The following is a 19,061-nucleotide window of genomic DNA, read 5'->3' as shown; positions in this document are numbered from 1 at the left end:
ACTAACTAGGAGAACGGCATGCTTGAGCTCACCCACGAGCAGATATCCATGGGCCAGACGGCGGTGGATAAGTCTGCTGCCTTGCAACTGCTGGCTGAAAAACTGGTGGCCGATGGCCTGGTCGCCGAGGGTTACCTCAGTGGCTTGCAAGCGCGTGAAGCCCAAGGCTCGACCTTTCTCGGCCAGGGCATAGCAATTCCCCACGGCACGCCCGAAACCCGCGACCAGGTGTTTGCCACCGGCGTGCGCCTGCTGCAATTCCCCGAAGGGGTGGATTGGGGCGATGGCCAGATCGTCTACCTGGCGATTGGTATTGCCGCCAAATCCGACGAACACCTTCGCCTGTTGCAACTGCTGACCCGCGCCCTCGGCGAAACCGACCTGGGCCAGGCCCTGCGCCGCGCCAGCTCCGCCGATGCCTTGTTGAAACTGCTGCAAGGCGCGCCGCAGGAGCTGGCGCTGGACGCACAGATGATCGGCCTGGGCGTGTCCGCTGACGATTTCGAAGAGTTGGTGTGGCGCGGCGCCCGCCTGCTGCGCCAGGCCGATTGCGTAAGCAATGGCTTTGCTGCGGTGCTGCAACAAGTCGATGCGCTGCCCCTGGGCGACGGCCTGTGGTGGCTGCACAGCGAGCAGACGGTGAAGCGTCCCGGCCTGGCCTTTGTCACGCCGGACAAACCGATGCGTTACCTGGGCCAGCCATTGAGCGGCCTGTTCTGCCTGGCCAGCCTCGGCGAGGCGCACCAAACCTTGCTTGAGCGCCTGTGTGCCTTGCTGATCGAAGGTCGCGGCCAGGAACTTGGCCGCGCCACCAGCAGCCGTGCGGTACTGGAAGTACTCGGCGGTGAACTGCCGGCCGATTGGCCCAGCGTACGCATCGCCCTGGCCAACGCCCACGGCCTGCACGCCCGCCCGGCGAAGATCCTCGCGCAACTGGCCAAAAGTTTTGACGGTGAAATACGGGTGCGTATCGTGGACGGCGACGTCAGCGCGGTATCGGCAAAAAGCCTGAGCAAATTGCTGGGCCTGGGTGCGCGTCGTGGCCAGGTGCTGGAGTTTGTCGCTGAACCTGGCATTGCCGGTGACGCCTTGCCCGCCATGTTGGCGGCGGTGGAGGCAGGCCTTGGCGAAGAAATCGAGCCGTTGCCGGCGGTAAGCACCCAACAGCCGGTGGTCGATATCGAGCCGGTGTTCAGCGCACCGGCATCCGGCAGCCTGATCCAGGCCATCGCCGCCGCCCCCGGCATCGCGATTGGCCCGGCGCATATCCAGGTGCTGCAACCTTTCGACTACCCGCTGCGCGGCGAATCGCCGGTGATTGAGCGCCAGCGCCTGCACACGGCATTGACCGACGTGCGCCAGGATATTCAGGGCCTGATCGAGCGCAGCAAGTCCAAGGCCATCCGCGAGATCTTCATCACCCACCAGGAGATGCTCGACGACCCGGAACTGACCGACGAAGTAGAAACGCGCCTCAAGCAAGGCGAAAGCGCGCAAGCGGCCTGGATGAGCGTGATCGAAGCCGCCGCCAAACAGCAGGAATCGCTGCAGGACGCTTTGCTTGCCGAACGCGCCGCCGACCTGCGTGACATCGGCCGCCGCGTGCTGGCCCAACTGTGCGGCGTCGAAACCGCCCAGGAGCCCGACGAACCCTACATCCTGGTGATGGACGAAGTCGGCCCTTCGGACGTTGCGCGCCTGGACCCGGTGCGCGTCGCCGGCATCCTTACCGCCCGTGGTGGCGCCACCGCCCACAGCGCCATCGTCGCCCGCGCCCTGGGCATTCCCGCCCTGGTGGGCGCAGGCCCAGCGGTGTTGCTGCTGGCTTCGGGCACGCCGTTATTGCTCGATGGCCAGCGCGGCCGCCTGCACGTAAATGCCGACGCCGCGACCTTGCAGCGCGCCACCGTCGAGCGCGACACTCGCGAACAACGCCTGCAAGCCGCTGCCGCGCAACGCCATCAACCGGCCCTGACCCGCGATGGCCATGGCGTCGAAGTGTTCGCCAATATCGGCGAGAGCGCCGGTGTTGCCAGCGCAGTAGAGCAGGGCGCCGAAGGCATCGGCCTGCTGCGCACCGAATTGATTTTCATGGCCCATAAACAGGCGCCCGATGAGGCCACCCAGGAAGCCGAATACCGCCGCGTGCTTGACGGCCTCGGCGGTCGGCCACTGGTGGTGCGTACCCTTGATGTGGGCGGCGACAAACCGCTGCCTTACTGGCCGATCGCCAAGGAAGAAAACCCCTTCCTCGGCGTGCGCGGTATTCGCCTGACCCTGCAACGCCCGCAGATCATGGAAGCGCAATTGCGCGCACTGCTGCGCTCGGCAGACAACCGCCCGCTGCGCATCATGTTCCCCATGGTCGGCAGCGTGGACGAGTGGCGCCAGGCCCGGGACATGACCGAGCGCCTGCGCCTGGAAATCCCGGTGGCCGACCTGCAACTGGGGATCATGATCGAAGTGCCATCGGCCGCCTTGCTGGCGCCGGTGCTGGCCAAGGAAGTCGACTTCTTCAGCGTCGGTACCAACGACCTGACCCAATACACCCTGGCCATCGACCGTGGCCACCCGACGCTGTCGGCCCAGGCTGACGGCCTGCACCCCGCGGTGTTGCAACTGATCGACATCACCGTGCGCGCGGCCCATGCCCATGGCAAATGGGTCGGCGTGTGTGGCGAGTTGGCGGCCGACCCGTTGGCCGTTCCGGTGCTGATCGGCCTGGGTGTGGATGAGTTGAGCGTGTCGGCGCGCAGCATCCCCGAGGTCAAGGCGCGGGTGCGTGAATTCAGTCTGGCCGAGGCTCAAGGCCTGGCCCAAAAAGCCCTGGCGGTGGGTTCTCCCGCCGAAGTGCGTGCACTTGTGGAGGCCGTGTAAATGGCAAGGATTTTAAGCCTGACGCTGAACCCGGCGTTGGACCTCACGGTGCGTCTGGCGCGCCTGGAACCGGGTGAGGTCAACCGCAGCGAAGCGATGATCACCCATGCTGCCGGCAAGGGCGTGAACGTTGCCCAGGTGCTGGCAGACCTTGGCCATCAGGTGACCGTGGGCGGCTTTCTTGGCGAGGACAATCCCCAGGCATTCGAGATGCTGATTGCCCGTCGTGGTTTTACCGATGCGTTTATTCGCGTGCCGGGAGAAACCCGCAGCAATATCAAGATCGCCGAGCAGGGCGGGCGGGTGACGGACGTCAACGCACCGGGCCCGGTGGTCAGCGAGCAGGCGCAACAAGCCTTGCTTGAGCAACTGGCAAGGATTGCTCCGGGATATGACGCCGTGGTCGTGGCCGGCAGCCTGCCACGTGGCATCACCCCGCAGTGGTTCCAGGGATTGCTGCAGCAACTGAAAAACCTCGGCTTGAAAGTCGCCCTCGACACCAGCGGCGAAGCCTTGCGCGCCGGGCTGAACGCCGGCCCGTGGCTGATCAAGCCCAACACCGAAGAGCTGGCTGATGCCTTGGACTGCCCGACAGACTCTGTCGCCCAGCAGGCACAAGCGGCGGCCCGTTTGCACCACCAGGGCGTCGAACACGTGGTGATTTCCCACGGCGCCGATGGCGTCAACTGGTTCAGCCCCGGCACTGCGCTGCACGCCACGCCGCCCAAGGTCAGCGTCGCCAGCACCGTGGGTGCCGGGGATTCGCTATTGGCCGGGATGCTCCACGGTTTGCTGACTTTCGATGTGCCCGAAACCACCTTGCGCCGAGCCACCGCGATTGCCGCGATGGCGGTTACGCAGATCGGCTTTGGCATCACCGACAACGCACAGCTTGAGTCTTTGCAGAGCGGCGTCCACGTGCGCCCGCTGACAGAACAATAAGAGGGTTGGTCATGAAGTTAGCCATTGTTACTGCCTGCCCGAATGGCATGGTCACCAGCGTACTGTGCGCCCGTTTGCTGGATGCCGCCGCGCAGCGCCAGGGCTGGAGCACCAGCGTCGAAGTGGTCGATGTGCAACACCCGGAGCGCCAGTTGTCGGCGGCCACCCTTGAAGCCGCCGAGTGGGTGTTGCTGGTCAGCAGCACCCCGGTGGACATGCAGCGGTTTGTCGGCAAGCGCGTGTTCCGCAGCACACCGGCCCAGGCGTTGCAGGATGTTGACGCGGTGTTGCGTCGCGGCACCGAAGAGGCGCAGGTGCAATTGGCTGATACCGGGCCGGCGAAAAGCACGCCGCGCATCGTTGCGATCACCGCATGCCCCACCGGTGTTGCTCATACCTTCATGGCCGCCGAAGCGTTGCAGCAAACCGCCAAGCGCCTGGGGTATGACCTGCAGGTGGAAACCCAGGGTTCGGTGGGCGCTCGCACGCCGTTGAGCCCGGAGGCGATTCGTGACGCCGACGTGGTGCTGCTGGCGGCAGATATCGAAGTCGCCACCGAGCGGTTCGCCGGCAAGAAGATCTACCGTTGTGGCACCGGCATCGCGCTCAAGCAATCGGAGGCGACCCTCAATAAAGCCCTGGCCGAAGGCAAGCAGGAATCCGCCGCCAGCGGTGCCGCTGCCAAGTCGGAAAAAACCGGTGTCTACAAACACCTGCTTACCGGCGTGTCGTTCATGCTGCCGATGGTGGTGGCGGGCGGCCTGCTGATCGCCCTGTCGTTCGTGTTCGGCATTCATGCCTTTGAAGAAAAAGGCACCCTGGCCGCCGCGCTGAAAACTGTCGGCGACCAGGCCTTTATGCTGATGGTGCCGCTGTTGGCCGGCTACATTGCCTACTCGATTGCCGACCGCCCGGGCCTGGCTCCCGGCATGATCGGCGGCCTGCTGGCCAGTACCCTGGGCGCGGGTTTTATCGGCGGGATCTTCGCCGGTTTCCTGGCGGGCTACTGCGTCAAGTTCATCAGCCGCGCGATCCGTTTGCCACAGAGCCTGGAAGCCCTCAAGCCGATCCTGATCATCCCGTTGCTGGCGAGCCTGTTCACCGGCCTTGCGATGATTTACCTGGTGGGGCCGCCGGTGGCGAAGATGCTCACCGGCCTCACGGATTTCCTCAGCACCATGGGCACCACCAACGCCGTGCTGCTGGGCATCTTGCTGGGCGGCATGATGTGCGTCGACTTGGGCGGGCCGATCAACAAGGCGGCCTACGCGTTTTCCGTCGGCCTGCTGGCGGCGCAAAGTGGCGCACCGATGGCCGCGACCATGGCCGCCGGGATGGTGCCGCCGATTGGCATGGGCATCGCCACTTTCCTGGCGCGGCGCAAGTTCGCCCAGACCGAGCGCGAAGCCGGCAAGGCGGCGCTTATCCTCGGTATGTGCTTTATCTCCGAAGGCGCGATTCCGTTTGCCGCCAAGGACCCGCTGCGGGTGATCCCGGCAAGCATCGCCGGCGGCGCGTTGACCGGCGCGCTGTCGATGTATTTCGGCTGCAAACTGATGGCGCCCCATGGCGGGTTGTTTGTGATGCTGATCCCGAATGCGATCAACCATGCGCTGTTGTATCTGTTTGCGATTGTGGCGGGGAGTTTGTTGACCGCTGTGGTGTATGCATTCCTCAAGCGGCCGGAGGCGGTGGAACTCTCTGTCGCACCCGCCCAGGCCTGACGCGGTTCATGTAGGAGCTGGCTTGCCTGCGATGCAGGCACCTCGGTGTATCAGCGCAACCGAGTTGAGGCTATCGCAGGCAAGCCAGCTCCCACATTTGACCTCCGTGAGCGATAAGGCCGGTGTCATAACCCGTTCATCCCGGCGTGTTTAAGTTTCCCTTTTGCTGCTCAAGAGGGAATCTGCATGAGCCATTTCAACCTCGGCCGCCGCCGCGTGATGCAAGCCGTCGGCGCCGGCCTGTTGCTGCCGGGCCTCGCGCCGGCGGTGATCGCCTCGGTTAAAGACCGCCCGCAACTCACCGACGGCGTGCAGTCCGGCGACCTGCTGGGCGACCGCGCGATGATCTGGAGCCGCAGCGATCGCCCGGCGCGGATGGTGGTGGAGTGGGACACCCGCAGCGTGTTCAGCAACCCGCGCAAATTCGTCTCGCCCCTGGCCGACAGCCGCACCGACTTCACCGCCCGTGTAGAACTCACCGGCCTGCCTGCCGACCAGGCGATTTTCTATCGTGTGCACTTCGAAGACGCCCAGACCGGCGTGGCCAGCGAACCCTGGTTCGGCCACCTGCGCAGCGCGCCGCAACAACGTCGCGATATTCGCTTCGTGTGGAGCGGCGACACCGTCGGCCAGGGCTTTGGCATCAACCCCGACATCGGCGGCATGCGCATCTACGAAGCGATGCGCCTGCGCCTGCCGGACTTCTTTATCCACAGCGGCGACACCATCTACGCCGACGGCCCGGTGCCCGCGCAATTGCCCACCGAAGACGGGCGCATCTGGCGCAATGTCACCACCGAAGCCAAAAGCAAAGTCGCCGAAACCCTGAATGAATATCGCGGCAACTACCGCTACAACCTGATGGACGAAAACGTGCGCCGCTTCAACGCCGAAGTGCCGCAGATCTGGCAGTGGGACGACCACGAGGTGATCAACAACTGGTCGCCGAGCAAGCAACTGGATGAGCGCTACACGACCCGCGACATCAACACCCTGGTAGGCCGTGCGCGCCAGGCCTGGCTGGAGTACTCGCCGATGCGCCGGCAAAGCGCCGACCAGGGCGGGCGCATCTACCGCAAGCTTAACTACGGCCCGCTGCTGGATGTGTTTGTGCTGGACATGCGCAGTTATCGCGGGCCGAACGATGACAACCTTGGCGGCGAAAAACCGTTTCTTGGGCGTGAGCAACTGGACTGGCTCAAGCGCGAACTGAAGGCTTCCCCGGCGCAGTGGAAAGTCATCGCCGCCGACATGCCCATTGGCCTCGGCGTGCCCGACGGTGAAGTCAGCCCCGGCGTGCCGCGCTGGGAAGCGATCGCCAACGGAGACCCGGGCCCGGCCCAGGGACGCGAGTTGGAAATCGCCGAATTGCTCGCGTTTCTGCGGGCACAGCAGGTGCGTAATCACGTGTGGCTGACAGCGGATGTGCATTACTGCGCGGCCCATCACTATCATCCGGACCGGGCGGCGTTCCAGGATTTTGAGCCGTTCTGGGAGTTTGTTGCCGGGCCGCTGAATGCCGGGAGTTTCGGGCCTAACCCGCTGGATAAGACCTTTGGTCCCCAGGTGGTGTTCGAAAAGGCACCGACGGTGCAGAACAGCTCACCGTTTGCCGGGTTCCAGTTTTTTGGCGAGGTACAGATTGACGGGCAGACGGCGGAGTTGACCGTGATTTTGCGGGACCTGGACGGGGTTTCAGTGTTCGAACAAAAACTGCAGCCCAGTTGACTCAGGCGGTGATCAAAACCTGTAGGAGCTGGCTTGCCGGCGATAGCGCGGTATCAGTCAATGATTTATCAACTGATCCACCGCTATCGCCGGCAAGCCGGCTCCTACAGTTGTTTTTTATAGCCTGGGGGCATCAGTAAACGTCCCGGCGATAGCGGCCCTGCTCAATCAACCGCTCGACCGCCGCGCTGCCCAACACATCGTGCAGCACCTGATCCACGCCCGTCGCCATCCCCTGCAAACTGCCGCAGACATAAATCGCCGCCCCATCCGCCACCCACTTACGCAGCACATCAGCTGACTCGCGCAGGCGATCCTGAACGTAGATTTTCTCGGCCTGGTCCCGCGAAAACGCCAGGTCCAACAGCGCAAGATCACCGCTGGCCAACCAGCCATGCAGCTCGTCCTGGCAGTGATAGTCGTGGGCGATATTGCGCTCACCGAACAGCAGCCAGTTACGCTGTTGGCCGTCGGCGATGCGCGCCTTGAGCAAGCTGCGCAACCCGGCAAGACCAGTGCCGTTGCCCAGCAGAATCATCGGCACCGGTTCGCTCGGCAGATGGAAACCACTGTTGCGCCGCAGGCGCAGGCTGACGGTCGAACCCAACGGGGCATGCTCGGTCAGCCAGCCGGAACCTACGCCTACGCTGCCATCCGGGTGACGTTCCTGGCGCACGATCAGCTCCAGCACACCATCGCTGGCAATCGAGGCGATGGAGTATTCGCGCATGCTCAACGGCACCAGCGCATTGACCAAAGCCTGGGCATGCAGGCCCACCAGGTGCGCGCGATTGTCCGGCAGTTGGCGACTGGCCAAGGCTTGATCGAGGGTGTGCGCCAGGCCATCGATGACGACGGCTTCGCTGCCAGCCAGTCCCAGGCCTTCAAGGAAATGTTCGATGGCCCACGGGCAATGGCGCGGCAGCACTTCCACCAGGTCGCCGGCCAGCCAATCCGTGGGCGCAGGCGGGGTGAGCCCGAGCAAATAGACGCCGGAGCCACTGCTGTCCGGGTTGAGCAGGGCGCGTTGCTTCAGGGTCCAGTTTTCATAGGCTGCGCTGGCCCATGCGGCAGCGGGTGCATGGCCGGTCAGTTGGCCCAGTTGCTGTTGCCAGTGCAGCAAGGCGTCGGTGTCGCCGCTGTCGACTTCCACCGGGGCGAACAGCGGGTTGCCGCCCTGGTGGGTCAGCCAGAAATGCAAACGCCGGGCGAAGCCGCAGAAATGTTGGTACTGGCGATCACCCAGGGCCAACACCGAGTAGTTCAGGCCCTTGAGGGACAGGTCCTGGCCGAGCACGCTGCGCTCGAAACCCCGGGCGCTGTCCGGCGCTTCGCCATCGCCGAAGGTGCTGACCACGAACAGCGCATGGCTTGATTGGCGCAAATCCTCTTGGCTGACGCTGGCTAGCGACCGCACGTTTACCGGCAGGCCGGCGGCCTGCAATTGCCCGGCGGTCTGCCAGGCCAGTTGCTCGGCAAAGCCGCTTTGGCTGGCAAAACCGATCAGCCAGGCCGACGCGTCGTCGGGGTTGTCGGCCAGGCCTTTGCGCGCGTCGCGTACCTGGCGTTTTTTACGCCGACGGTCCAGGTACAGCAGCCAGCCGGTGATAAAGAACAGCGGCATAAGCAACGCGCTGAAGGTCAGGATGACCCGGCCCGCCAGGCCGAAGTAGCTGCCGGTGTGCAACGCGTAGATGCTGGTCAGGATCTGCGCCTTGAAGCTCTTGCCGGCGTAGGTGTCGTGGGACTTGACCTCGCCGGTGGCCGGGTCGAGGTTGATCTGATTCAGCGCGCGGTTATGCGGCGATGTTTTCAGCAAGTAGTAGACAGTCGCGGGTTGCCCGGCGACCGCCGGCATACGGATGTTGTAGCCGCTCAAACCGGGCCCGGCGTTGCTGTAGATGCTGCTCCAGATCGCGTCGTAGTTGGCCACCGGCACAGGACCTTCCGGCGCCGGGCCGCGCTTGCGCACGCGTTCGTTTTGCGGGGCGTCGGACAGCAGTTTGGTCATGCCGTCGCTGTACCATTCGTAGGACCAGAACAGCCCGGTCAGCGCCGACAATAGATAGAACAGCAGGCACCAGGTGCCGAACACCGAGTGCAGGTCCCAGTTGAAACTGCGGCCTTTTTTGCGCCAGTCCACGGCCAACCACGCGCGCCAGCTTGCCACCTGGCGCGGCCAGCGCAGGTACAGGCCCGAGAGGCAGAAGAACACCAGGATCAAGGTGCAGGCGCCGGTGATTTGCCGGCCGGTGTCACCGATGGCCAGGAAGCGGTGCAGTTGCAGCACGAAGCCGAAGACGTCCTGGCCGACGGCGTCGCCCAGGTAATCGCCGGTGTAGGGGTCGAAGTAACGCATCTGGCCGCGACGTTCACCGGGCGGCGGGGTGAACCAGACCTTGGCGGCGTCGGTGCTGTCGGGTTGCACCGTGAGCATCGACACGACTTTGCCTTCCCGGGCTTCCAACAGGCGCACCAGTTCAGCGGGCGGCAGGACACCGGCCGGGCGCTTTTCTACCGTCAACACCGTTGGGTTCAGTGCCTCGATGATTTCATCCTGGAACGACACCGTCGCGCCGGTGATCCCCATCAAGGCCAACACCAGCCCGGCGGTAATGCCGAAGAACCAATGCAACTGGAACAGGGTTTTCTTCAACACGTCGTGCGGCCTCGTCATCAGGTTAGGTATTTCACGGCGCGCATTATGCCGCGAGTTGTCGAGAAAGATTCTTTTTTACACGCAAAAACCCCACGCATCCGATGCGTGGGGTTTTGGGCGGGACTTTGTATCGGTTTAGAAATGGAAGCTGGTGGTCAACATGGCTGTGCGACCTGCCGCCTGGTTGGCGAAGTGGGCCGCGTAGGCCTTGTCGTAGTAGGTCTTGTCGGTGAGGTTTTGCACGTTCAACTGCAGGTCGACGTTCTTGGTCAGCTTGTAGCTGGCCATGGCGTCGTAGCGGGTGTAGGACGGCACGTAAACGGTGTTGCCCGCATCGCCGTAGACCTCGTCGACATAGAACGCGCCGCCGCCGATGGTGAGCTTCGGTGTCACGTCATAGGTTGTCCACAGGCTGAAGGTGTTCTTCGGCGTGTTGGGCATCTGGTTGCCTTTGTTGGAGCCGGCACTGACGACGCCGTTACGGCCGTTCAAGCCTGGGTCCACCAGTTCGCTTTTCAGGTAGCTGTAGCCGGCGAACACTTGCCATTGATCGGTGAGCTTGCCGCTGGCGGACAACTCCAGACCATCAACGCGGGATTCGCCGCCGTTTTCATAGGTCAGCGCGTCCACCAGGATGCGTGTGTTTTTCTTCTCGGTGCGGAACACCGCGGCGGTCAGGGACAGGCGATCGTGGAACATGTCCCACTTGGTGCCCAGCTCGTAGTTGACGGTTTCTTCGGGTTTCAGGTCGCTGGTTGCGGCACCGGCAGACAGCGGGTTGCCGTCGGCGCCTTCACCCACCAGGCCGCCGGCAGGCGAGGCCGAAGTGGCGTAGGAGGCATAGATGCTGCCGTTTTCAACGGGCTTCCAGACCAGGCCGGCTTGCCAGTTGAAGAACTGGCTGTCGTTCTTGATTTTGCTGCGGGCCGGGACGGTAGCGGTCGGCACCGCGTTGGTATTGGCCACGGTGTCGAAGGTGTCGTAGCGCAGGCCAACGTTCAGCAACCATTTCGGGTCCAGCTCGATGGTGTCGAACACGTAGGCGGCGCGGCTGGTGGCCTTGGTATTGGTGCCGTTGTAGTTGCGCGCAATGCTGCCGGTCCAGGCATCGTCCGGGTTCGGGTTGCCCAGTGAGGTGCACTGGCCGCCTTTGCCGGGCACCGGGCAACCGGGGTTGCTGTTCGGGCTGACGGTGTAGCCGCTGTAGCGGGTTTCTTCGCCGGTGAACTCAAGCCCGGTGGAGTAAGTGTTCTTGAAGCCCAGCGCCTGGAAGCTGCCAAACAGATCGGTCTGGTTGGTGGTGGTCTCGGTGGTGGACACGCGAGTGTTCGCGCGGCGCCATACGGTGCCGAACTGGTTGACGTTGTGCTGGCTGTCGTCGGGTTGAGTGACGATGTAGTCCTGGCCGGTGTTGCCATGGCGCAGGGTATTTTTCAGCGTCATGTTGTCGTTCAGATCGTGTTCGATGGAGAACGTACTGATATCGGCGCGGGTCTTGCGGAAGTCGCGATCCTTGAGACCGTAGAAGTTGTTGCTGTCGCCACCGTCGGTAGGCTTGTCGTGCACGTGGGCAGCTTTTGCGCCGCTGTTACTGTACCCATACGGAATGCCCGAATCCGGCAGGTCGTTGCTTTCCATGTGGTAGTAGCTGAGGTTGACCCGGGTCGGGGTGCCCAGGCCGAAGGTCAGCGACGGCGCCACCCCCCAACGGTCGTAGTTGACTGCATCACGCCCGGCGACGTTCTGTTCGTGGCTCATCAGGTTCAGGCGAAACGCCGCGCTGTCGAGGAACTGCCGGTTGACGTCGAGCACATAGCGGCGCGTCTGGTCGGAGCCGTAGGTGAAGCCACCGTTGGTGAAGTCCCGCGCCTGTGGCGTCTTGCTCACCAGGTTGAGGCTGCCGCCGGCCGAGCCACGCCCGCCAAAGGACGAGTTGGGGCCTTTGCTGACTTCGATCGACTCGATGTCGAAGATCTCGCGGCTCTGGCCGCCGGTGTCGCGCACGCCGTCGAGGTAGGTGTCGCCCTGAGCGTCAAAACCGCGAATGAATGGACGGTCGCCCTGTGGGTTGCCGCCTTCACCGGCGCCGAAGGTAATCCCCGGCACGGTGCGCAAGGCATCCTGCAACGAGGTGGCGGCGGTGTCCTTGAGGACTTGCTGTGGCACCACGGTGACCGAGCGCGGGGTGTCTACCAGCGGCGCGGTGTATTTTTGCGAAGAGGCTTTTTCGACCTGGTAGGACGTGCCGTCCTGTTCCTGGCCGGTGATGCTGGTGGCCCCCAGGGAAATGCTGTTGCGCTCGCCTTTCTGCCCGGTTTCTTCGGCTGCTTGCGTCATTTGGGCGGCAGCGCTGGCACTGATGGCAACGCCAATGGCCGAAGCCAGCAAACGCGGTGAACTGGCAGGTGTTTTTATCGAAGTGCGCGACATGGCAGTGTCCTTTCCCCAAGGAGGTGAGGCCGCGGAATATAGGGAGAACAAGACTCCATATCAATTGCGATACATTACTATTCGCACTGAATTTACGTTCTTTACACTTTTGGCTTACGGTTTTTACATTCTCATTCGTCCTTTGGGCGGGAGTAGGGTTGTACACAGTCAATAAGAATCACTACCATTGGCATCTCACTGTCTCCAGGTAACCCTTCCATGTTGCTGCACGTTCCCAGCCTGTTCTCTCGCGAGGAAGTGCTGCGCATCCGCGAAGCCCTGGCGCACACCGATTGGGCCGACGGCAAAATCACCGCCGGGCATCAGTCGGCCAAGGCCAAACACAACCTGCAACTGCCGGAAGGCCACCCGCTGGCAAAGGAAATCGGCGCGGCGATCCTTGATCGCCTGTGGAAAAACCCGCTGTTCATGTCGGCGGCGTTACCGCACAAGGTCTTCCCTCCGTTGCTCAACTGCTACACTGCCGGTGGCAGTTTCGATTTTCATATCGACAACGCCGTGCGCCAGTCCAGGGGCAGCCCCGAGCGGGTACGCACCGACCTCTCCTCCACGGTTTTTTTCAGCGACCCTGAGGATTACGACGGCGGCGAGCTGGAGATCCAGGACACTTTCGGCTTGCAACGGGTCAAGTTGCCGGCGGGCGACATGGTGCTGTACCCCGGCTCCAGCCTGCACAAGGTCAACGCCGTGACCCGTGGCGCGCGGTATGCCTCGTTTTTCTGGACCCAAAGCCTGGTGCGCGAAGACAGCCAGCGCACCTTGCTGTTCGAGATGGACGGCGCGATCCAGCAGTTGAGCTGCGACGTGCCCGACCACCCGGCGCTGATCCAGCTCACCGGCACTTATCACAACCTGCTGCGCCGCTGGGTCGAGGTTTGAGCGTGGGCTTTTTACTGCGTCGTGAAGAAGTCCTCAACGTTGAGCAACTGCAGAGCATGCTCGACGACTCCCCGGTGCGCGCCGCCCAGGCGATTCTGATCGCGGCGAAAGAGGGCGTTGTGGATGCTCAGGCGCTGCTCGGGCAAATCCTGCTGGAAGGGCGCGGCATAGAGCGCGATGAAGCGCTGGCGCTGCGCTGGTTCCGGATCGCCGCCCAGGGCGGTCATCTGATGGCGCGCAATATGCTCGGGCGTTGCCTGGAGCATGGCTGGGGTTGCGAGGCGGATGCCGTGGCGGCGGCGCGGGAATATCGGCTGGCGGCAGAGGGCGGGTTGGATTGGGGGTTGTACAACTACGCCAACCTGCTGGCGACCGGGCGCGGGGTGGCCGAGGATCAACCACAAGCGCTGGCGTGTTATCGACAGGCGGCGCAACTGGGCCATGCCAAATCAATGAACCTGTTGGGGCGCTACCTGGAAGAAGGGCAGTTTTGCCCCCGGAACCTGGAGGCTGCGGTGGAGTGGTATCGCCGGTCGGCGCAAGGCGGGGATTTTCGCGGGCAGTTCAGTTACGCGGCAGTCCTGGCGGACCGGGGCGAGATAGAAACGGCACTGGAGTGGTTGCGCAAGGCACTGGCAGGCGGGAATTTGAAGTTCCTGCGGGTGGCTTACAGCGCGTTGGTAAACGCAGCACAGCCTGAAATCAGGCTTCTGGCTCGGGACTATCAACTGCGTACGATTCAACTAAGCGATGGGCGGCAGGATACTGAGGTTGCTGCACAAGTTTAAATCACTATGATTGGCTCTGATTCACTCTTAATCGGCTGTGTGTTACGCACCTGCGAGGAGATTTTATGGGCGCCGATACTAAAGTCCTGACAGCTCACGTTCCAGCGGCGCTGGCTCAAAAAGTTGATCAGATGGCAGCGCGAATGGACCGCTCACGCGGTTGGATCGTCAAGCAGGCGCTTGCTGACTGGGTTGATCAGGAAGAGGAGCGCAGCCGCCTTACACGAGAGGCAATGGCGGATGTCGATGCCGGTCGCGTAATAGATCAGCATGCGGTGCAGGCTTGGGCTGACAGCCTGAGTACGGATACTCCGCTTCCTGTACCGCGCTGATGGAGTTGAAATGGACGAGTAAGGCCTTATCGGATCTGGCTCGGCTTTTCAATTTTCTCTGCGTTGTAAATCGGCCGGCAGCTGCTCGTACTGTGCAATCACTTTCTCAGGCTCCCATCAGTCTGCTGAGTAATCCGCGAATCGGTGAACGCATTGAAGAGTTCGAACCAAGAGATGTGAGAAGGCTGTTGGTCGGACGTTATGAGATGCGCTACGAGATTCAGCAGTCGACGATTTATATTTTGCGCTTATGGCACGTTCGCGAAGATCGTTGAAAATTGAGACCCACAAAAAAACCCATGACACGTCATGGGTTTTTTGTTTGCAGCCGGCTTACAGGTAGAACGATTTCAGCGGCGGGAAGCCATTGAACTCAATAGCGCTGTAGCTGGTGGTGTACGCACCGGTAGACAACCAGTACATCCGGTCACCAATCGCCAGGTTCAGCGGCAGGCCGTACTTGTAGTTCTCGTACATGATGTCGGCGCTGTCGCAGGTCGGGCCTGCGATGACCACTTCTTCCATCTCGCCTTTCTTCTCGGTCCAGATCGGGAACTTGATGGCTTCGTCCATGGTTTCGATCAGGCCGGAGAATTTGCCCACGTCGGTGTACACCCAACGTTCGACGGCGGTGCGGGATTTACGCGCAACCAGTACCACTTCACTCACCAGGATCCCGGCGTTGGCGATCAACGAGCGGCCTGGCTCCAGGATGATTTCCGGCAGGTCATCACCGAAGTCTTCCTTGAGGAAGCGGATGATTTCCTGGGCGTAGGTTTCCAGGCTGTTGGTGCGGGTGATGTAGTTGGCCGGGAAGCCGCCGCCCATGTTGATCAGCTTGAGGTGGATGCCGTCTTCTTCCTTCAGGCGCTCGAAGATCACTTTGACCTTGGCGATCGCTGCGTCCCACACGCTGATGTCACGCTGCTGCGAGCCGACGTGGAAGGAGATGCCGTAAGGCACCAGGCCCAGGTCGCGGGCGAGGATCAGCAGGTCCATGGCCATGTCGGTCTGGCAGCCGAACTTGCGCGACAGCGGCCAGTCGGCGGTGGTCGAGCCTTCGGTGAGGATGCGTACATACACTTTCGAACCCGGGGCGGCCTTGGCGATGTTGCGCAGGTCGGCTTCGGAGTCGGTGGAGAACAGGCGCACGCCTTTCTCGTAGAAGTAGCGGATGTCCTTGGATTTCTTGATGGTGTTGCCGTAGCTGATACGGTCGGCACTGACGCCGCGGTCCATGACCTTGTCCAGCTCATAGATCGACGCGATGTCGAAGCTCGAACCTTTATCTTTAAGCAGGTCGATGATCTCGACGGCCGGGTTGGCCTTGACGGCGTAATACACCTTGGCGAATTCGAAACCGGCGCGCAGGTCATCGTAGGCCTGCCTGATCATCGCGGTGTCAATCACCACGAACGGGGTTTCCTGGGTATCGGCGAACGCCTTCATTTTGTCAAAAGTGGCGCGCGCGAAATAGTCTTCGACCTGGATCGACATGCTGGGAACTCCTACTGGCAAACTAGATTGATCAATGGGTGCAAATGAACGTCCTCCGTATCCCCACTTTGGTTCGCCTACTTCCCAAGGCATGTCGCCGAAAGCAAAAAGGCCATGGGATCAACCGCTTCCCTTGGCCTTGCTGTCTCGTCGTCAGTACTTGAGCCGGATGGATCGTTTCCAGCATGGACGTTCGGCGCGAACTTTAGGACGTGAGGGGCTATAGATCAACTAAAAATGTCGCGTTTTTGCACGCGTTCGTCGTGAGGCCGTGTGCAGCTACTTATGTAACCGACCGGTATGACGGATTGATGTTCCCCGGATGGGGCCAATCAGATGGATTTGCGGTGTATTCATCGCAGGCAAGCCAGCTCCCACAGGGGAATGCATTCCAACATAAGAATGCAGTTCAAATGTGGGAGCTGGCTTGCCTGCGATAGCGGTCTGTCAGGCCAAAGCAGTTTCGGCAGGCGACACAATACTGGTCTTGCCCCCACGCGACTTACCGGAACTCAGGTACTCGGCAATCGACTCCTGGGTCACTTCCCCGAGGAATACCCGCTCCGCATCCATCACCGGCAACCATGAGCGGTTGAACTCGTACATGCGCGACAACAGGATGCGCAAATGCTCGTCGTACGCCGCCGTGGCGTTGAACTCGCGCAGGTACTGGCCGCAGGTACCGGCCTGACGGTGCAGGTCGCGACGTCGTACATAACCCAGCGCCTTGTTCTCGGCATCGGTGACCACCACGTAGCGACGGTCGAGTTCGTCCATCTGCTCCAGGGCATCCGCCACTGGCGTCTCCGGGCTGACCGACGGTGCGTTGTCTGCCGCATCTTCGGCCTTTACCAGCAGCAGGCGCTTGAGGGTGCTGTCCTGGCCCACGAAGTTGCTGACGAACTCGTCGGCAGGGTGCGCCAGCAGGGTGTCCGGGTGGTCGATCTGCAGCAGCTTGCCGGCGCGGAAGATCGCGATCTTGTCACCCAGCTTGATGGCTTCGTCAATGTCGTGGCTGACCATGATCACGGTCTTGTTCAGCGCGCGCTGCATCTCGAAGAACTCGTTCTGGATCATCTCGCGGTTGATCGGGTCGACCGCGCCGAACGGTTCATCCATCAGCAGCAGCGGCGCATCGGCCGCCAGCGCACGGATCACGCCGATCCGTTGCTGTTGGCCACCCGACAGTTCACGCGGGTAGCGGTGCAGGTACTGCTTGGGCTCCAGCTTGATCATGCTCATCAGTTCGCGGGCACGGTCGTGGCATTTCTGCTTGTCCCAGCCCAGCAACTTGGGCACCACCACGATGTTCTCTTCGATGGTCATGTTCGGGAACAGGCCGATCTGCTGGATCACATAGCCGATGTTGCGACGCAGGGTCACTTCGTCCAGGTCGGTGGTGTCTTCGCCGTTGATCAGGATCTTGCCCGACGTGGGCTTGATCAGGCGGTTGATCATCTTCAGCGTGGTGCTCTTGCCGCAGCCCGAGGGGCCGAGGAATACGCAAATTTCGCCTTCGTTGACGGTCAGGCTTACGGAATCAACGGCGGTGATGGTCTTGCCGTTGCTTTGGAAGGTCTTGGTCAGGTTTTGAAGTTCGATCATTTGAGCAGTCCTTTTGGAGTCAGCGTGCGTTTCAGCCATTGCAGAAGCAGGTCGGCGAAGATGGCCAGGAGACTGACCAGTACGGCGCCAACGATCAGCATCGACATGTCGCTGCGGCTGATGGAAGCCAGAATAAGTACACCCAGGCCACCGGCGCCGATGGTGGCGGCGATGGTCATCACGCCAATGTTCATGACGACGGCGGTGCGCACACCGGCGAGGATCACCGGCACGGCAATCGGCAGTTCGACCATGCGCAGGCGCTGGCCGAAGGTCATGCCGATGCCTTTGGCGGCTTCGCGGATGCCCGGTTCCACGCCGGTCAGGGCGAGGTAGGTGTTACGCATGATCGGCAGCAGGGAGTAGAGGAATACGGCGGTGATCGCCGGCATCGGCCCCAGGCCCTGGCCAAATTTGGAGTAGAACGGCAGCAACAGGCCGAACAGCGCGATGGACGGCACGGTCAGCAGCACCGTGGCGCTGGCCTGCAAAGGGCCGGCGAGGGTCGGGAAGCGGGTCATCAGCACGCCCAGCGGCACGCCCACGACGATTGCCAGGATCACTGCGATACCGACCAGGGTGATGTGCTGCCAGGTCAGTTGCAGGACGAGAGCCCAATCAAGATGGGAAAAGGCGTTCAGGAATTCCATGTCTTCTCCTCTTAGTTGATCGGATGTTGGCGCAGGAAATCTGCGGCCACAGCGGACGGGCTTTCATGGTCGACATCGACCCGCGCATTCAGCTGGCGCATGGTTTCGTCATCGAACAGTGCGGCCAGCGGCGCAAGGTCGGCTGCCAGTTGCGGGTGGGCGTCGAGGTAAACCTGACGCACCACGGGGGCTGCGGTGTAGTCCGGGAAGTAGTGCTTGTCGTCATCCAGCAGCTTCAATTTGAAGGCATTCAGGCGACCGTCGGTGGTGTAGACCAAGCCGGCAAACACCTGGCCGTTACGCAGCGCGGTGTACACCAGGCCGGCGTCCATCTGCCGGGTGTTTTTGCGGGTCAGGTTCATGTCGTACAGCTTGACCATGCCGGCCATGCCGTCGGAACGGTTGGCGAACTCGGTATCGAGGGCTACCAGGCGGTTTTCCTTGGTTTTCTCGGCCAGGGCCGCGGTCAGGTCGCTGATGCTGTTGATCTGCGGGAATTCCTTGGCCACGTTCTCTGGCAGCGCCAGCGCGTAGGTGTTGCTGAACTTCGACGGAGAGAGCCAGACCAGGCCTTTTTTCGCATCGAGCTCTTTCACCCGGGCGTAGGACTGTTCACTGTCGAGCTTCTCGTCAACGTGGTTATAAGCCACCAGCGACACGCCGGTGTATTCCCAGATCAGGTCCAGTTGCCCGCTTTCCTGGGCACTGCGCGCCAGGTTGCTGCCCAGGCCGCCGGTCACACGGGTGTCGTAACCCTTGGTGCGCAGGTACTGGGAGGTGATTTCGGCGAGCAGGGTCTGTTCGGTGAACACCCGGGCGCCGATACGGATGACCGGTTTTTCGGCGGCTTGCGCAAACCCTGCGAACAGCAGGACGCAGCTCAATATCAATGTCAGTTTTTTCATGTGAATTCCTGTTTCAGGCCTAAG

14 protein-coding genes are annotated in these 19,061 nt (G+C 62.1%); 8 read left to right on the top strand and 6 right to left on the bottom strand.

Annotation, left to right across the window (positions count from 1 at the left end; translation table 11 throughout):
• Positions 1-18 precede the first annotated feature (18 nt).
• From ptsP to ACZRN6_RS30000, 4 genes are all read left to right on the top strand, one after another.
• Positions 19-2,877: a phosphoenolpyruvate--protein phosphotransferase gene (gene ptsP / locus ACZRN6_RS30015; RefSeq protein ID WP_322147554.1), complete on the top strand. Its 2,859-nt coding sequence runs from the start codon at positions 19-21 to the stop codon at positions 2,875-2,877.
• Entirely contained in the window at positions 2,878-3,819 is a 942-nt protein-coding gene (gene pfkB / locus ACZRN6_RS30010; protein WP_322147552.1) for a 1-phosphofructokinase, read from the top strand.
• Positions 3,820-3,830: 11 nt separating this feature from the next.
• A complete protein-coding gene (locus ACZRN6_RS30005) occupies positions 3,831-5,543 on the top strand; it encodes a PTS fructose-like transporter subunit IIB (RefSeq protein WP_322147551.1) in 1,713 nt (570 codons plus the stop codon).
• Between the two features lie 186 nt (positions 5,544-5,729).
• A complete protein-coding gene (locus tag ACZRN6_RS30000) occupies positions 5,730-7,271 on the top strand; it encodes an alkaline phosphatase D family protein (protein WP_464009539.1) in 1,542 nt (513 codons plus the stop codon).
• A gap of 133 nt (positions 7,272-7,404) precedes the next feature.
• On the opposite strand, the gene ACZRN6_RS29995 is transcribed toward ACZRN6_RS30000, so the two are convergent.
• Both ACZRN6_RS29995 and ACZRN6_RS29990 read right to left on the bottom strand, forming a co-directional pair.
• Positions 7,405-9,930 (bottom strand): PepSY domain-containing protein, encoded by a 2,526-nt coding sequence (locus tag ACZRN6_RS29995; protein WP_464009538.1) that lies wholly within the window; start codon positions 9,928-9,930, stop codon positions 7,405-7,407.
• 135 nt (positions 9,931-10,065) lie between these two features.
• Complete coding sequence (locus ACZRN6_RS29990; RefSeq protein ID WP_464009537.1) at positions 10,066-12,360, bottom strand: TonB-dependent receptor; 2,295 nt, start codon at positions 12,358-12,360, stop codon at positions 10,066-10,068.
• 219 nt (positions 12,361-12,579) lie between these two features.
• Here ACZRN6_RS29990 and ACZRN6_RS29985 point away from each other — a divergent pair, with 219 nt between their 5' ends.
• The 4 genes from ACZRN6_RS29985 (at position 12,580) to ACZRN6_RS29970 (ending at position 14,655) form a co-directional block, all read left to right on the top strand.
• Complete coding sequence (locus ACZRN6_RS29985; protein ID WP_464009536.1) at positions 12,580-13,260, top strand: Fe2+-dependent dioxygenase; 681 nt, start codon at positions 12,580-12,582, stop codon at positions 13,258-13,260.
• A 2-nt stretch (positions 13,261-13,262) separates the two neighbouring features.
• Positions 13,263-14,048 (top strand): tetratricopeptide repeat protein, encoded by a 786-nt coding sequence (locus tag ACZRN6_RS29980; protein ID WP_322147545.1) that lies wholly within the window; start codon positions 13,263-13,265, stop codon positions 14,046-14,048.
• Between the two features lie 65 nt (positions 14,049-14,113).
• The gene (locus ACZRN6_RS29975) at positions 14,114-14,380 is read left to right on the top strand and encodes a CopG family ribbon-helix-helix protein (RefSeq protein WP_088422685.1); all 267 of its coding nucleotides are present in this window, start codon (positions 14,114-14,116) and stop codon (positions 14,378-14,380) included.
• Positions 14,380-14,655, top strand: a complete 276-nt coding sequence (locus ACZRN6_RS29970) for a type II toxin-antitoxin system RelE/ParE family toxin (RefSeq protein ID WP_322147544.1) — start codon at positions 14,380-14,382, stop codon at positions 14,653-14,655. Before ACZRN6_RS29975 ends, ACZRN6_RS29970 begins: the two co-directional genes overlap by 1 nt.
• Positions 14,656-14,713: 58 nt before the next feature.
• On the opposite strand, the gene ACZRN6_RS29965 is transcribed toward ACZRN6_RS29970, so the two are convergent.
• From ACZRN6_RS29965 to ACZRN6_RS29950, 4 genes are all read right to left on the bottom strand, one after another.
• Positions 14,714-15,877, bottom strand: coding sequence for a type III PLP-dependent enzyme (locus ACZRN6_RS29965; protein ID WP_464009535.1), 1,164 nt, complete (start codon positions 15,875-15,877; stop codon positions 14,714-14,716).
• Positions 15,878-16,324: 447 nt separating this feature from the next.
• On the bottom strand, positions 16,325-17,482 hold the full coding sequence (locus tag ACZRN6_RS29960) for an osmoprotectant ABC transporter ATP-binding protein OsmV (protein ID WP_177068778.1): 1,158 nt from the start codon (positions 17,480-17,482) through the stop codon (positions 16,325-16,327).
• Positions 17,479-18,132 (bottom strand): ABC transporter permease, encoded by a 654-nt coding sequence (locus ACZRN6_RS29955; RefSeq protein WP_464009534.1) that lies wholly within the window; start codon positions 18,130-18,132, stop codon positions 17,479-17,481. The genes ACZRN6_RS29960 and ACZRN6_RS29955 overlap by 4 nt, the downstream gene beginning before the upstream one ends.
• An 11-nt stretch (positions 18,133-18,143) precedes the next feature.
• Positions 18,144-19,037 carry a glycine betaine ABC transporter substrate-binding protein gene (locus tag ACZRN6_RS29950; RefSeq protein WP_322147541.1) on the bottom strand — a complete coding sequence of 298 codons (894 nt, stop codon included), beginning with the start codon at positions 19,035-19,037 and terminating at the stop codon, positions 18,144-18,146.
• Positions 19,038-19,061 lie beyond the last annotated feature (24 nt).

The sequence above is a fragment of the Pseudomonas sp. A125 genome (genome assembly GCF_055409485.1).
Note: the sequence above shows the minus strand (reverse complement) of the source record. Positions and strands in the feature narration are given on the sequence as shown.

Bases quoted from the DNA above. Each gene is read 5' to 3' on its own strand.
- ptsP (WP_322147554.1), top strand. From the start codon at position 19: ATGCTTGAGCTCACCCACGAGCAGATATCCATGGGCCAGACGGCGGTG.
- pfkB (WP_322147552.1), top strand. From the start codon at position 2,878: ATGGCAAGGATTTTAAGCCTGACGCTGAACCCGGCGTTGGACCTCACG.
- ACZRN6_RS30005 (WP_322147551.1), top strand. From the start codon at position 3,831: ATGAAGTTAGCCATTGTTACTGCCTGCCCGAATGGCATGGTCACCAGC.
- ACZRN6_RS30000 (WP_464009539.1), top strand. From the start codon at position 5,730: ATGAGCCATTTCAACCTCGGCCGCCGCCGCGTGATGCAAGCCGTCGGC.
- ACZRN6_RS29990 (WP_464009537.1), bottom strand. From the start codon at position 12,360: ATGTCGCGCACTTCGATAAAAACACCTGCCAGTTCACCGCGTTTGCTG.
- ACZRN6_RS29985 (WP_464009536.1), top strand. From the start codon at position 12,580: ATGTTGCTGCACGTTCCCAGCCTGTTCTCTCGCGAGGAAGTGCTGCGC.
- ACZRN6_RS29975 (WP_088422685.1), top strand. From the start codon at position 14,114: ATGGGCGCCGATACTAAAGTCCTGACAGCTCACGTTCCAGCGGCGCTG.
- ACZRN6_RS29970 (WP_322147544.1), top strand. From the start codon at position 14,380: ATGGAGTTGAAATGGACGAGTAAGGCCTTATCGGATCTGGCTCGGCTT.
- ACZRN6_RS29965 (WP_464009535.1), bottom strand. From the start codon at position 15,877: ATGTCGATCCAGGTCGAAGACTATTTCGCGCGCGCCACTTTTGACAAA.
- ACZRN6_RS29960 (WP_177068778.1), bottom strand. From the start codon at position 17,482: ATGATCGAACTTCAAAACCTGACCAAGACCTTCCAAAGCAACGGCAAG.
- ACZRN6_RS29955 (WP_464009534.1), bottom strand. From the start codon at position 18,132: ATGGAATTCCTGAACGCCTTTTCCCATCTTGATTGGGCTCTCGTCCTG.
- ACZRN6_RS29950 (WP_322147541.1), bottom strand. From the start codon at position 19,037: ATGAAAAAACTGACATTGATATTGAGCTGCGTCCTGCTGTTCGCAGGG.